General features: G+C 69.8%; 15 protein-coding genes. 7 read left to right on the top strand and 8 right to left on the bottom strand.

What is annotated here, in order from left to right; translation table 11 throughout:
• Both ACZ7OH_RS14380 and ACZ7OH_RS14375 read left to right on the top strand, forming a co-directional pair.
• On the top strand, window positions 1-1,185 hold the full coding sequence (locus tag ACZ7OH_RS14380) for a MarP family serine protease (RefSeq protein ID WP_470281210.1): 1,185 nt from the start codon (window positions 1-3) through the stop codon (window positions 1,183-1,185).
• 57 nt (window positions 1,186-1,242) lie between these two features.
• Window positions 1,243-1,512 carry a hypothetical protein gene (locus tag ACZ7OH_RS14375; protein ID WP_470281209.1) on the top strand — a complete coding sequence of 90 codons (270 nt, stop codon included), beginning with the start codon at window positions 1,243-1,245 and terminating at the stop codon, window positions 1,510-1,512.
• Here ACZ7OH_RS14375 and ACZ7OH_RS14370 read toward each other — a convergent pair.
• From ACZ7OH_RS14370 to nhaA, 3 genes are read right to left on the bottom strand one after another with little or no spacing between them, the layout of a single operon-like run.
• Window positions 1,492-2,409, bottom strand: coding sequence for an alpha/beta fold hydrolase (locus tag ACZ7OH_RS14370; protein ID WP_470281208.1), 918 nt, complete (start codon window positions 2,407-2,409; stop codon window positions 1,492-1,494). The two genes, ACZ7OH_RS14375 and ACZ7OH_RS14370, sit on opposite strands and share 21 nt — an antisense overlap.
• A 4-nt stretch (window positions 2,410-2,413) precedes the next feature.
• Entirely contained in the window at window positions 2,414-2,914 is a 501-nt protein-coding gene (locus tag ACZ7OH_RS14365) for a phage holin family protein (RefSeq protein WP_400896390.1), read from the bottom strand.
• A gap of 42 nt (window positions 2,915-2,956) precedes the next feature.
• Window positions 2,957-4,144: a Na+/H+ antiporter NhaA gene (gene nhaA, locus ACZ7OH_RS14360; RefSeq protein WP_470281207.1), complete on the bottom strand. Its 1,188-nt coding sequence runs from the start codon at window positions 4,142-4,144 to the stop codon at window positions 2,957-2,959.
• A 186-nt stretch (window positions 4,145-4,330) separates the two neighbouring features.
• Between nhaA and ACZ7OH_RS14355 the strand changes: the two genes are divergently transcribed.
• On the top strand, window positions 4,331-5,788 hold the full coding sequence (locus ACZ7OH_RS14355; protein ID WP_470281206.1) for a peptide MFS transporter: 1,458 nt from the start codon (window positions 4,331-4,333) through the stop codon (window positions 5,786-5,788).
• Here the strand turns inward: ACZ7OH_RS14355 and ACZ7OH_RS14350 are convergent.
• A complete protein-coding gene (locus tag ACZ7OH_RS14350; protein ID WP_470281205.1) occupies window positions 5,785-6,513 on the bottom strand; it encodes a VIT1/CCC1 transporter family protein in 729 nt (242 codons plus the stop codon). The genes ACZ7OH_RS14355 and ACZ7OH_RS14350 overlap by 4 nt on opposite strands.
• 118 nt (window positions 6,514-6,631) lie before the next feature.
• On the opposite strand from ACZ7OH_RS14350, the gene ACZ7OH_RS14345 reads away from it, so the two are divergent.
• Window positions 6,632-6,985, top strand: a complete 354-nt coding sequence (locus ACZ7OH_RS14345; RefSeq protein ID WP_470281450.1) for a cupin domain-containing protein — start codon at window positions 6,632-6,634, stop codon at window positions 6,983-6,985.
• A 181-nt stretch (window positions 6,986-7,166) separates the two neighbouring features.
• A complete protein-coding gene (locus ACZ7OH_RS14340) occupies window positions 7,167-7,430 on the top strand; it encodes a hypothetical protein (RefSeq protein ID WP_470281204.1) in 264 nt (87 codons plus the stop codon).
• Window positions 7,431-7,488: 58 nt separating this feature from the next.
• Here ACZ7OH_RS14340 and ACZ7OH_RS14335 read toward each other — a convergent pair whose 3' ends face one another.
• The 3 genes from ACZ7OH_RS14335 to ACZ7OH_RS14325 all read right to left on the bottom strand — a co-directional run bounded on the left by ACZ7OH_RS14335 (window position 7,489) and on the right by ACZ7OH_RS14325 (window position 10,797).
• Window positions 7,489-7,968 carry a DUF6319 family protein gene (locus tag ACZ7OH_RS14335; RefSeq protein WP_470281203.1) on the bottom strand — a complete coding sequence of 160 codons (480 nt, stop codon included), beginning with the start codon at window positions 7,966-7,968 and terminating at the stop codon, window positions 7,489-7,491.
• Window positions 7,969-8,111: 143 nt separating this feature from the next.
• Window positions 8,112-10,094: an acetate--CoA ligase gene (acs, locus tag ACZ7OH_RS14330; RefSeq protein WP_470281202.1), complete on the bottom strand. Its 1,983-nt coding sequence runs from the start codon at window positions 10,092-10,094 to the stop codon at window positions 8,112-8,114.
• A gap of 100 nt (window positions 10,095-10,194) precedes the next feature.
• The gene (locus ACZ7OH_RS14325; RefSeq protein WP_470281201.1) at window positions 10,195-10,797 is read right to left on the bottom strand and encodes a GNAT family N-acetyltransferase; all 603 of its coding nucleotides are present in this window, start codon (window positions 10,795-10,797) and stop codon (window positions 10,195-10,197) included.
• A gap of 112 nt (window positions 10,798-10,909) precedes the next feature.
• Here ACZ7OH_RS14325 and ACZ7OH_RS14320 point away from each other — a divergent pair, with 112 nt between their 5' ends.
• Entirely contained in the window at window positions 10,910-11,407 is a 498-nt protein-coding gene (locus ACZ7OH_RS14320) for a phosphoribosyltransferase (protein ID WP_400896376.1), read from the top strand.
• Entirely contained in the window at window positions 11,404-12,126 is a 723-nt protein-coding gene (locus tag ACZ7OH_RS14315) for a Fic family protein (protein WP_470281200.1), read from the top strand. The genes ACZ7OH_RS14320 and ACZ7OH_RS14315 overlap by 4 nt, the downstream gene beginning before the upstream one ends.
• Here the strand turns inward: ACZ7OH_RS14315 and nicT are convergent.
• A complete protein-coding gene (gene nicT, locus ACZ7OH_RS14310) occupies window positions 12,123-13,220 on the bottom strand; it encodes a Nickel transporter NicT (protein WP_470281199.1) in 1,098 nt (365 codons plus the stop codon). The two genes, ACZ7OH_RS14315 and nicT, sit on opposite strands and share 4 nt — an antisense overlap.
• Between the last annotated feature and the right edge of the window lie 60 nt (window positions 13,221-13,280).

Here is a 13,280-nt window from a genome sequence, read left to right as displayed (position 1 = left end):
GTGAACTGGGTCGATGTGCTGGTCCTGCTGCTGGCCGTCTTGGCGGCGGTGTCCGGCGCATACCAGGGCGTGATCGTCGCGCTGCCGTCGCTCGTCGGCGTCGTGCTCGGCGCGCTCGTCGGCATCAAGCTCGCGCCGGTGGTCGTCGCCTTCTTCGACGACCCGGTCTGGAAAGTCGCCTTCGCGGTCGCGACCGTCGTCTTCCTGGTCGCCTTCGGCGAGGCGGTCGGCGTCTACGCCGGCCGCAGGCTCCGCCAGAAGATCAACCCGGACAAGCTGTCCGGCATCGACAAGACGCTCGGCGCGGTCGTGCAGGCCCTCGTCGTCTTCGTGGTGGCGTGGCTGATCGCGACCCCGCTGACGACCGTGTCCGGCGTGCCGGGGCTCGCCAAGGCGATCAACGGCTCGGTGGTGCTCGGCAAGGTCAACGACGCCATGCCGGAGGCCGCGCAGGGCTTCCCGAGCCAGCTGCGCAAGCTGCTCGACGCGTCCGGCTTCCCGTCCATCGTCGACCCGTTCCAGAAGGCCCCGACGGCCGACACCTCGCCCCCGGACCCGACGCTGCAGAGCAGCGGGACCGTCCAGCAGCTGCACGGCAGCGTCGTCAAGATCCGCGGCAGCGCCAGCTCGTGCTCGCGGTCGCTGGAAGGCAGCGGGTTCGTGATCGCGCCGCAGCGGGTGATGACGAACGCGCACGTCGTCGCCGGTACCGACACCGTCGGCATCGAGACCACCCAGGGCGACTTCCCGGCTCGCGTCGTCTACTTCGACCCGGAGGTCGACATCGCGGTGCTCGCCGTGCCCCGGCTGCGCGCCGAGCCCCTCCGGTTCGCGACCGAAACAGCCACGGCGGGCGACAGCGCGATCGTGCTCGGCTACCCGCTCGACGGCCCGTACCGCGCGACGCCCGCCCGCGTGCGCGGCCGGATCAACCTGCGCGGCCCGGACATCTACGACGCCAACACCGTGCAGCGGGACGTCTTCACGGTCCGCGCGGAAATCCGCAGCGGCAACTCGGGCGGTCCGATGGTGACACCGGACGGCCGGGTCATCGGCGTCGTGTTCGGCGCGGCGGTCGAGGACCCCGAAACCGGCTTCACGCTGACCGCCGAGCAGGTGCGCGCCGAGGTCGACGCGGCACCGTCGCAGACGGCGAACGTCTCCACCGGCTCCTGCGCCGCCTAACGCCCGTACCGCATCGCGAGACCGTCCAGCAGCGCCGGCTCGGAACCGCTGCCGCGGATGGCCGTCCCGGAGCAGAAGCGGCTCGCCGCGGACGTCTGCTACTTCGACGCGATGGCTCAGATCCACTTGGACCGCTGGTCGGCCGGCCGGGTCGCGCTCGTCGGCGCGTACGTCCTCGCGCAGGAACTCGGCCGCGCGGAGCACGAAACCGCCTTCGCGGTTTACGAACGGCGGATGCGGCCCTTCGTCGCGCTCAACCAGGCGCTGGCCACGGAGAATCCGACCGAGCACGCGAAGAACGCCATCTCACTTGAGGAAGCCCACTAGCGCCGCCGATGTGCGGTCCGGTGCCTCGAGGTGGGGGAAGTGCCCGACGCCCGGCCAGAGCTCCGGCTCGGCGTGCGGGCCCGCCCAGCGCACCGACGCCGCCGCCGTCTCGGGGAGGATGCAGGTGTCGTCGGCGCCGTGCAGCTGCAGGGTCGGCGCCGCGATCCGCCCGCCCAGGGCGACCGTGAACCGGCGGCCCTCACCGCGGAACTGGGCGCGGAACGCCCACCGGTAGTACTCGAGTGCGCTGTGCGCGACGCCGGGCACGAGCATCGCCTGCCGGAAGGCCCCGACGCTGCGGTCGAAGTCCGAAGTGGACCGCCAGCCGCTGCCGGCCCAGGCGCCGAACAGGTCCGCGACGGCCTGGGCGTCGTCCTTCACGAGCCACTTCTCCGGCGCCATCGGCACCTGGAAGCGGAAGAGGTGCCCGGCCGCGCGGCCCTGGCCGCGCCACGGGCGGACCGACGAGCGCAGCGCGAGGGGGTGGGCGGCGCCGATCGCCGTCACCGAAGCCACGAGCCGGGGGTGCAGCGCCGCGACCGTCCACGCGAGCAGGCCGCCCCACGCGTGCCCGACGAGGTGCGCGCGGCGCGCCCCGAGCGACTTGATCAGGCCGCCGACGTCACCGGCGAGCGTCCACGCGTCGTAGCCGCGGGGCGGCTTGTCCGAGTCGCCGTAGCCGCGCAGGTCGACGGCGACCGCGCGGAACCCGGCGTCGGCCAGCGCCCGCAGCTGGTGGTGCCAGGTCCACCAGAACTCGGCGAACCCGTGCAGCAGCACCACGACGGGCCCCTCGCCGAGCTCGGCGACGTGCAGCCGGATGCCGTTCGCGGACACGTCGCGGTGCGCCCACGGGCCGTCGAGCCGGACGCTCGACGGGTCGGGGGACGGGTGCAACGACTCAGTCGCGCGTGGTCGTCAGGTCGGCGTCGGGCGCCTTGTGCGGCTTGAGCGCGGCGGCCGTCTCCTTGACGCTGGCGATCGTCCGCTCGGGGGCCTTGAACTTCTTCACCTTGCGGTAGCCCAGGAACCCGGCCGCGGCCACGACCAGCAGCATCAGGACGAACACGATGCCGAACGCGCCCCAGCGGTGCAGCGGCCGGAACCAGTCCGCGAGGCCTTCGGACAGGAAGAAAAAGAAGAAGAACGAGCTGTACAGCAGGACCGTCAGCGCGATCAGGAAGTAGATGGCCCCCTTGAGGCCCTTCTTCACCTCGCCGACCAGCTCGGACTTCGCGAGCTCCATCTCGGCCCGGACCAGGGTCGAGATGTGCTGGGTCGCGTCGCCGACGAGCCTGCCGATCGACTGGTCGCCGGGGACGTCGGTGTCGGAGGACAGCGGGAGGTAAGGCACGGCCCCCACGCCGTCGGGGCCGGTGCGTTCGTGTTTGGGGCTGCTCACCGGGTCATCGTGCCATGTGTCGGTAAACCGGGCGCGGCGGCGTCACAGTGTGTCGGAGATTCGGGCGTGCACCTTGCTACGGCGCAGTAGCAGTGCCGCCGCCAGCAGGGACGCCGCCGCCGACGCGATCAACACCGCCGCCTTGGCCAGTTCGCTCGCGCCTTCCGGCAACGCCAGCTCCGCGATCAGCAGGCTGACCGTGAACCCGACCCCGCCGAGCACGGACAACGCGGCCATGTCGCGCCAGCCCATGCCACGCGGCTTCTCCGCCAGGCGCAGCTTCACGGCGAGCGTGCTGGCCCCGAGAATCCCGACGACCTTGCCGCCGAGCAGCCCGGCGAGCACCGCGAGCGGCAACGCCGTCGTGAACACCGCGCCGAGCGCGTCGCCGCTGACCGAGATCCCGGCCGCGAACAACGCGAACACCGGCACGGCGACGGCCGCCGACCAGGGCTGGAGCCGGTGCTCGAGCCGCACCGCGGGCGCCTCGGCCTCGCCTTCGTCGGCGCGGACGCGGGTGAGCAGGCCCAGCGCGACCCCGGCGATCGTCGCGTGGATGCCCGCCGAGTGCACGGCGACCCAGACGACCAGCGCGAGCGGCACGTACAGCCACGGCGTCCGGATCCGGCGGTGCTGCAGGAAGGCGTACAGCGCGAGCCCGGCCACCGCCACGGCCGCCGCGACCAGGTCGAAGCCGGTCGTGAAGACGAGGGCGATGACGACGATGGCGCCGAGGTCGTCCACCACGGCCAGCGACAGCAGGAAGACCCGCGCGCTCGAGGGCAGGTTCGACGCGGTCAGCGCGAGCACGCCGAGCGCGAACGCGATGTCCGTGGCGACCGGGATCGCCCAGGCCCGCTCGATGCCCGGCGTCCCCCAGCCGACCGACAGCGCGACGAGCGCGGGCACGACCATGCCGCCGGCCGCGGCCACGACCGGCAGGATCGCCTGCTTGAACCGCGACAGCTCACCGACGACGAGCTCGCGCTTGAGCTCGAGCCCGGCGACGAAGAAGAACAGCGCGAGGAGGCCGTCCTTCGCCCAGTCGCCGAGTGTCAGGTTCAGGTGCAGGAACTCCGGGCCGAGCCGGAAGTCGCGCAGGGCGTGGTAGCTGTCGCGCAGCGGCGAGTTGGCCCAGAGCAGGGCGACGGCGGTCGCGGCGAGCAGGATCAGACCGCCGGTCGTCTCGGTGCGCAGGTAGCGGGCGAACTCGGTCAGCGGGCGGGACACGGGCGGCTCCAGGGGTCGTCGATCACCGTTGCCGACCAGACTTCCCGGCGCACCGTGTCGTTATTTTAGTACTTTTTGTCACGGATCGTTATGGCCATCGCCACACGGGGTGCCGGTGGTGGGTCACCAAGTGGGCTCATAGCATGCCAAGCGACAACGAAGTCCGAGACAAAGGAAGACAGAGTTGTGAGCACCTCCACCGAGGTCCAGCAGGACACGAGGTTCTTCGGGCACCCACGAGGGCTGGCGAACCTCTTCGGCGTCGAGATGTGGGAGCGCTTCTCCTACTACGGGATGCTCGGCATCCTGCCGATCTACCTCTACTACAAGGTCGAACAGGGCGGCTTGGGCCTGGCGCAGGAGTCGGCGCTCGGCATCGTCGGCGCGTACGGCGGTCTCGTCTACCTCTCCGCCGTCGTCGGGGCGTGGGTGGCCGACCGGCTGCTCGGCTCGGAACGGACGTTGTTCTACAGCGCCGTGCTGATCATGATCGGCCACATCAGCCTGGCGCTGCTGCCGGGCCTGGCCGGCATCGGCGTCGGCCTCGTGTGCGTCGCGGTCGGCAGCGGCGGGCTGAAGTCCAACGCGACGGCGATCGTCGGCACGCTCTACGCCGACGGCGACGAGCGGCGCGACGCCGGTTTCACGATCTTCTACATGGGCGTCAACCTCGGCGGCTTCGTCGGCCCGCTGCTGACCGGGCTGGCGCAGACCGAGGTCGGCTTCCACCTCGGGTTCGGCCTCGCGGCGATCGGCATGGCGCTCGGCCTGATCCAGTACACGCTGGGCCGCAAGAACCTCGGCGAGAAGGCCAAGGAGATCCCGAACCCGCTGCCGTCGTCGCGGCGCGCGCTCGCGGTCGGCGGCGCCCTCCTGCTGGTCGCCGCGATCGTAGTGCTGGTGGTCACCGGGGTCGTCAACCCGGGCAACCTCGCCGACGTCGTCGTGTGGGTGGTCGGCGTGATCTCGGTGATCTACTTCCTCGTCATCCTGACCAGCAGCAAGATCACCGGCGTCGAGCGCAGCCGGGTGTTCTCGTTCATTCCGATGTTCATCGCCAGCGCGGTGTTCTTCTCGCTGTACCAGCAGCAGTTCACGGTCGTCGCGGCCTACACCGACCAGCGGCTGAACCGGAACCTGTTCGGCTGGGAGATGCCGGTGTCCTGGGTCAACTCGATCAACCCGGTGTTCATCATCGTCTTCGCCCCGATCCTGGCGGCGCTGTGGACGAAGCTCGGCGAGCGCCAGCCGTCGACGCCGATGAAGTTCGTCCTCGGCACCGTGCTGATGGGCGCGGCGTTCCTGCTGTTCCTGCCGATGGTGGGCAGCGGCAAGAACGCGAGCCCGATGCTCGCGATGGTCGGCATCCTGTTCGTCTTCACGATCGCCGAGCTGTGCCTCTCGCCGGTCGGGCTGTCGCTGTCGACGAAGCTCGCGCCGGAGGCGTTCCGGACGCAGATGGTGGCGCTGAACTTCCTGTCGATCTCGTTCGGCACCGCGATGTCCGGCAAGCTCGCCGAGTACTACTCGGTCGACGACGAAGCGCCGTACTTCAGCACGGTCGGCGGCGTCGCCATCGGGGTCGGCGTGCTGCTGTTCCTGGGCATCCCCTTCATCCGCAAGCTGATGAAGGGCGTCCACTAGCCGACGGTGACCCCGAAGATCACCCCGACGAAGTAGGTCACCACCATCGTCAGGGCGCCGACGCCGACGTTGCGGAGGATCGCGCGCCCCACCTTCGCGTCGCCGAGCCTCGCGCTGACCCACCCGGTCAGCGTGAGGCCGACGACGACCGCGGCCGCGCACGCCCACACCCGCAGGGAGACGCCGGCCCAGGCGATGGACAGGAGCGGCAGCAGCGCGCCGACGGAGAACGCGAGCAGCGACGCCCACGCGGCCTGCCACGGGCTGGTCAGGTTGCCCGGATCGATGCCCAGCTCGGCCTCGGCGTGCGCCTGCAGGGCGTCCTTTTCGGTCAGTTCGCGCGCGACCTGGCTCGCGAGCTCCGGCGAGAGCCCCTTGCCTTCGTAGATTTCGGCGAGCTCGCGCTCCTCGGCCTCGGGCATCGTCCTGAGCTCCTGCTTTTCCAGCCGGAGCAAAGCCTGTTCGGTGTCGCGCTGGGTGCTCACGGAGACGTATTCCCCGCCGGCCATGGAAAAGGCGCCGGCGACGAGCCCGGCGATTCCGGCGGTGAGGATCGTGGTGCTTTCGGTGGTCGCGCCGGCGACCCCGACGACGATGCCGGCGACGGACACGATCCCGTCGTTGGCCCCGAGAACCCCGGCCCGCAGCCAGTTCAGCTTCCCGCCCACGTCCTGGTGCGGTTCGTGGGTGTGCTCCACGGCGTCACCGTCAATCGTTTCGGTCACCCGACAAGTGAAACACGAACGGGGAATCGTGGCGAGACTTGGGCTTTTTGTCAGGTACGCCTAATTAACGTCTGCCTTACCTAAGCCGTCCTGTGTGGACTCTCAGCCGGCATGGGTCATCATGGCGAGTATGGAGGAGCAGGTGTGGCAGCCGCTGCGGACGGTGGAGGGCCTCCCGCTGAACGGCGGCGAGGGCCGCTTCCGGCTGCTGGAGACGGCGTCGAGCGGGCTGGCGTATTTGATCCACTACCCGGCGGGGGTGGCCTCGCCGACGCACGCGCACGACCACGACTCGATCGCGTACGTCCTGTCGGGCCGCCTGCGGGGCGCGGTGGACGGGGTGGAGGCGGAACTGGAGCCGGGGGATTCGGTGCTGCACCCGCGCGGGGTGGCCCACCACGTCGAGGCGCTGACGGACTCGATGTGGGTGGAGTTCAAGTCACCCCTGCCGGGTAACCCGCCGATCGCCTGAGGTAGCCGTTTTCGGGCTGCGGTGCAACCGGCTATCCACAGTGGCCCTGCTTTTCCGCGGCTTGGCGGGAGTTGTCCACAGATCGCCCAGTGGCCTGTTTTGGCTGGTGGGGGCCGGTAGACTGGGATCGGGACGTCCCCCCAGGGAAGGGTGGGGGCCGCTGTCTTGGCGGGGAGGGCGGATGGGCGAAGATCGACCAGCGCCGACGCGCGGGCAGGTGCGGGACGTTCTCAGTGAACTCGCCGACGGACGGCTCACGCCCGTCGAGGCATCCGACTGGGCCGGCCGATGGTTCGGCGAAGAGGTCGACGACGACTTGGTCCACGAGACGATCGCCGCGCTGTACTCCGCGGACATGCCCGTCGCTCCGGGCGAATACCTCTACGGTCCGCTCGACTTCCAAGCGTGGCTGGACGACTTCGACGCCCAGCCGAACGCCAGCTGAAAGCGGAAACGCCCGGCCCCGCTCGAGGCGGAACCGGGCGCTTCCCTGGAGTGAAGCCTCAGGCGTCCAGCTCGGCGAGGGCCTGCTTGGCCTTCTCGAGCTCGGCCTCGAGCGCCGCGACCTTCGCCGCCTGCGCCTCGCGGGCCTGGTTGATCACCTCGTCGATCGGGCCGGACAGGTCCGCGTGCAGCTCCTTGGCCGCGCGCGACACCGCCGCCGCGGGGATCTCCAGACCCTTCGCGACCCACTTCGAGCCGTTCTTCAGCTCGGCCTGCCACTCGCCGTCGGCGGTGCCGGTGACCGTGAGGATCAGCTCGACCGTGCGGGTCTTCTTCGCCGTCGACGCCGTCGCACCCTTCGGGCGGCCGCGCTTGGGCTTGGGGGCCTCCTCGGCGGCGGGCTCGGCCGAGCCCGCCGAAGAGGGGGACGCGGACTCGGTGACGGTCGCCTCGTCGGCGGAAACCTCCGGAGTCGAAGCCGGAGCCTCGGCCGGAGCCGAAGCCGTTTCCTCGTCGTGCGTCAGGACATCCACGGTCATCGTCGTGTCGTCTCCTTGCCCGGGGAAGGGGGTGTGGTTCGCGGCACAGCGTAGAACATGCGTTCGAGCCGTGCCACTCGGGGGTCATGACAGAGCCCTCCCGGCGCGAAGCCGGAAGGGCTCTGACGGAGCGTAACGCTAGCTCACTCCTCCGACTTGCCCGACTTCAGGCCCGACGAGATCAGGTCCATCACCGACGAGTCGGCCAGCGTGGTGACGTCGCCGACCTGCCGGTTCTCCGCCACGTCGCGCAGTAGGCGGCGCATGATCTTGCCCGAACGCGTCTTCGGCAGCTCCGGCACGACCATGATCTGCCGCGGCTTCGCGATCGGCCCGATCTCCTTGGCGACGTGGTTGCGCAGCGCCTGGATGGCCTCCTCGCCGCCGTCGACCGCGTTGCCGCGCAGGATGACGAACGCGACGATGCCCTGGCCGGTCGTCGGGTCGGTCGCGCCGACGACCGCGGCCTCGGCCACCGTCGGGTGCGAAACCAGCGCCGACTCGACCTCGGTCGTCGAGATGCGGTGGCCGGACACGTTCATCACGTCGTCGACGCGGCCCAGGAGCCAGATGTCACCGTCGTTGTCGTATTTCGCGCCGTCGCCGGCGAAGTAGAAGCCCTGGTCCTTGAACCGCGACCAGTACGTCTCCTTGAAGCGCTCTTCGTCGCCCCAGACGCCCCGCAGCATCGACGGCCACGGCTTGTCGAGCACCAGGTACCCGCCACCGCCCGGCCCGACCTCCGTGCCGGTGTCGTCGACGACCTTCGCGGAGATGCCCGGCAGCGCCTTCTGCGCCGAACCCGGCTTGGTCGAGGTGACGCCCGGCAGCGGCGAGATCATGATCGCGCCGGTTTCGGTCTGCCACCACGTGTCGACGATCGGCGCCTTGCCCGCGCCGATGTTCTCGCGGTACCAGATCCACGCCTCGGGGTTGATCGGCTCGCCGACCGAGCCCAGCACCCGCAGCGACGACAGGTCGTACTTCTCCGGGATTTCCGCGCCCCACTTCATGAACGTGCGGATCAGCGTCGGAGCCGTGTAGTAGAGGGAGACCTTGTACTTCTGGACGATCTCCCAGTGCCGCCCCTCGTGCGGGGTGTTCGGCGTGCCTTCGTAGACGACCTGCGTGACGCGGTTGGCGAGCGGGCCGTAGACGATGTAGCTGTGGCCGGTGATCCAGCCGATGTCCGCGGTGCACCAGTAGACGTCTTCGCCGGCCTTGTGGTCGAAGACGTTGTGGTGCGTGTACGCCGTCTGCGTCAGGTAGCCGCCAGAGGTGTGCAGGATGCCCTTCGGCTTCCCGGTCGTCCCGGACGTGTAGAGGATGAACAGCGGGTGCTCGCTGTCGAAGGCTTCGGGAGTGTGCTCTTCGGACTGTCCGTCGACGAGCTCGTGCCACCACAGGTCGCGGCCGTCGGTCCACGGGACGTCGCCCTCGAGCTTGTCGCCCGTGCGCTTCACGACGATGACCTTCTCGACGGTTTCGGCGCCTTCGAGCGCTTCGTCGACATTGGCCTTCATCGGCGCGGCCTTGCCGCGGCGGAACTGGCCGTCGGAGGTGATCACGACCTTCGCGGCGGCGTCGTCGACGCGGGCCCGCAGCGCCGTCGGCGAGAAGCCGCCGAAGACGACGTTGTGCAGCGCGCCGATCCGCGCGCACGCGAGCATCGCGAAGATGGCCTCGGGGACCATCTGCAGCTGGATCGCCACGACGTCGCCGGCGGTGACGCCGAGGGACGCGAGTGCGTTGGCGGCCTTGGAAACCTCGGTCTTCAGCTCGGCGTAGGTGATGTCCCGCGTGTCACCCGGCTCGCCGACCCAGTGGATCGCAACCTGGTCGCCGTGCCCGGACTCGACGTGCCGGTCGACGCAGTTGTACGCGACGTTCAGCTTGCCGCCGACGAACCACTTCGCGAACGGCGCATTGGTCCAGTCCAGTACCGTGGTCCACTTCGTGTCCCACGTCAGCCGCTCCGCCTGCTTGGCCCAGAACGCTTCGCGATCGGCGTCCGCCTCGGCGTAGAGATCGGCCTTCGCATTGGCCTGGCCAGCGAATTCGTCACTGGGCGGGAACGTGCGGCTCTCGGTGAGCAGGTTGTCCAGGGCTGGGGACTGCTCGGTCATGGTTGCAAGGCCTCCTGTAGTGCGCCGACATGACGGCTAGCGGCACGCTAGCGACGTTAGTCCGCCTTGTAAAAGGTTGCACCCACGTTGCCCTGTCGTTTCACCGAGGCAGGCGAGCGCCGGTGACTAAGCGTTCGTTCAGCCGGGCCTTGGCGGCGGGCCATTCCGGCGCCACCATCGAATAGGTGACGGTGTCGCGCGACGAGCCGTCCGGCCGGATCCGGTGCGCCCGCAGGATGCCTTCGCGAAGCGCGCCAAGGCGTTCGATGGCGCGTTGCGAGCGGAGGTTGCGGATGTCGGTCTCCCACGCGACCCGTTGCGCGCCAAGGGTTTCGAACGCGTGCGTGAGCAGCAGCAGCTTCGACTCGGTGTTCAGCCCGGTGCGCTGCCAGTCCGCGCCGATCCACGTGTGGCCGATCGAGAGGATCCGGTGCGCCTCGACGACCTGGTAGTACGACGTCGTCCCGGCGACGCGGCCGGACGCGACGTCGATCTGCGCGAACGGCCGTCGCGCGGGCTCGGCGAGCGCCTGCTCGACCGTCCGCTCCGCCGCGGCAAGATCCCCCGGCTGACGGATGCTCAGCCACGCCCAGATGCCCGGGTCGGCGCCCGCCTCGAACAGGCCCTTGGCGTGCTCGGGCGTCAGCGGCTCCAGGCGGACGTGCTCGCCGGACAGGGTCGGTCGGGTGCTCCAGTCATTCACGTGATCAGCGTAAGGACGGCTTTGGCTGTCTCTGATAGCCAATTTCCGAGCGTTTCCGCAGTCCACTTCGGCGTTGCCTATGCTCGGTTGACGACGACGAAGGGCGAGATCGATGGCCGAAGAGCGCGAAGAGCTGAGCTGGGAGTTGTTCGGCACGGCGAGCCGTGAACTGGCTCACACCATCGCCGACGACGGCTTCGCGCCGGACCTCATCCTGTCCATCGCCCGCGGCGGCCTGTTCGTGGCCGGCGCGCTCGGCTACGCGCTCGACGTGAAGAACCTGCACGTGATGAACGTCGAGTTCTACACCGGCGTCGACCAGCGCCTCGACCTGCCGGTGATGCTGCCGCCGGTGCCCAACCTCGTCGACCTGACGAGCAAGAAGGTGCTGATCGCCGACGACGTCGCCGACACCGGCGCCACGCTGAAGCTGGTCCGCGACTTCTGCCTCGACCACGTCGCCGAGGTGCGCTCGGCCGTCGTCTACGAAAAGCCGCACTCGACGGTCAAGTGCGAATACGTCTGGCGCCACACCGAAAAGTGGATCAACTTCCCGTGGTCGGTGCTGCCGCCCGTGGTCGCCCGCGAAGGACAGGTGCTCGACGCATGACCGACCCGCTGAAGCCCCTCCTCGACCTCGAAGGCGTCGCCGCGGCCGCGAAGTCCGCGCAGGACGCCGTGTTCGCGGTCCACCGCCTCCCGGCCAACCTCCGCGGCGGCGCGGCGACCGCGGCCGAAGCGTCGGTCCGCGCGGCCCGCGCGTCCGCCGGCATCGAGGGCGCGAACCCCGAGCTGCCCGCCGACGGCGCGGTCGCCGACCCGGTCCTGGCCGGTGCGCTGCGCGTCGCGGAGACGCTCGAAACGCTGCTCCCGACGTGGCGCCGCGCACCGCTGCAGGCCCTGGCGCGCTTGCACGTTCTCGCCGCGGCCGACCTCGTCGACGACCTGGATGCGTTGGGGCGCCCGCATTCCGGCGGTGGGCGCCTGGAGTTGCTCGCCCAGCTCGTGACGGGCGCGACGTCGGTACCGGGGCCCGTCTTGACGGCGGTCGTGCACGGGGAACTGCTGGCGCTCAAGCCGTTCGGCAGCGCGGACGGCGTCGTGGCCCGCGCGGCCGCCCGCCTGACGATGGTCGCGACGGGCTTGGACCCGAAGGCGTTGAGCGTCCCCGAAGTCGCGTTCTTCCGCCGCGTCCCGAAGTATCTCGAGGCCGCGGAGGGATTCGCGAGCGGGAAATCCGACGGCGTGCGCGAGTGGCTGCTCTTCTGCTGCGAAGCGTTCGAAGCGGGTGCGCGCGAAGCGAAGTCCATTTCGGACGCCGCGTCCTAATTGGACAGTTTTGCCGACCACTTCTCTTCGATCCGCCCGAACCGCCACACGGCCAGCGCGACGACCCAGGTGAGCACGAACAGTCCGACGATCCCGAACCCGACGTAGTCCAGGTTCACTGACGCGATCGCGGCGAGCGGCCCGGTCGTGATGGCCAGCTTGTCGGCGAGGATCGACACCAGTTCGATCGTGCCGATGACGAACGCGACGGCGACCGACAGCGCCGTCACCGTGAGGTTGTAGAAGATCTTGCGCACCGGCTTCGCGAACGCCCAGCCGTAGGCGAAGTTCATGAAGCAGCCGTCCACGGTGTCGAACAGGCTCATCCCGGCGGCGAACAGGATCGGCAGGACGAGGATCGCGTACCAGGGCAGGGCGAACGTCGCGGCGCCCGCGGCCAGCACCAGCAGCCCGATTTCCGTCGCGGTGTCGAACCCCAGTCCGAACAGCACGCCGACGGGGTAGATGTGCCACGGCTTGCGCACGGCCTTCGTCGCGCCGCGCAGCAGCCGGTTCATGACGCCGCGGTTGTCCAGCTGGTGCTCCAGCGCGGCTTCGTCGAATTCGCCGTGGCGCATCTTCCTGAACACCCGCAGGATGCCGACGAGCACGACGAGGTTGAGGATCGCGATCACGTACAGGAACACGCCGGACACCGACGTGCCGATGAGGCCGGTGGCGTTGTGCAACGCCGAGGAGTCGTCCTCGACCTGGCCGGCCAGCGCGCGGACGCCGAGGGAGAGCAGCAGGCACAGCGCGAACACGATCGTCGAGTGCCCGAGCGAGAACCAGAACCCGACCGAGAGCGGGCGCTGGCCGTCGGCCATCAGCTTGCGGGTGGTGTTGTCGATCGCCGCGATGTGGTCGGCGTCGAACGCGTGCCGCATGCCGAGCGTGAACGCCGTGACGCCCAGCCCGATCCCGAACACGCCCGTCGTGCCCAGCGCGTAGTGGTGCGGCGCGACGAAGGCCGCCAGCACCACCCAGCCCACGACGTTGAGGAGCAGGACGAACCCCGCCATACCGCCGATCGACACCCACTCGCGACGCGAAAGCCCGCGCCGCGAGTCGTCTTCCGTACCCGTGCCCGCCATCGCCGCCCGCCCTTCCTCATCTGAGAGGTTAGACAGGTGAACAGATGACAGGCAATGAAG

The organism is Amycolatopsis sp. NPDC114478, assembly GCF_055633805.1.
The sequence above is the reverse complement of the archived record's forward strand: the minus strand, read 5'-3'. Positions and strand labels throughout refer to the sequence as shown.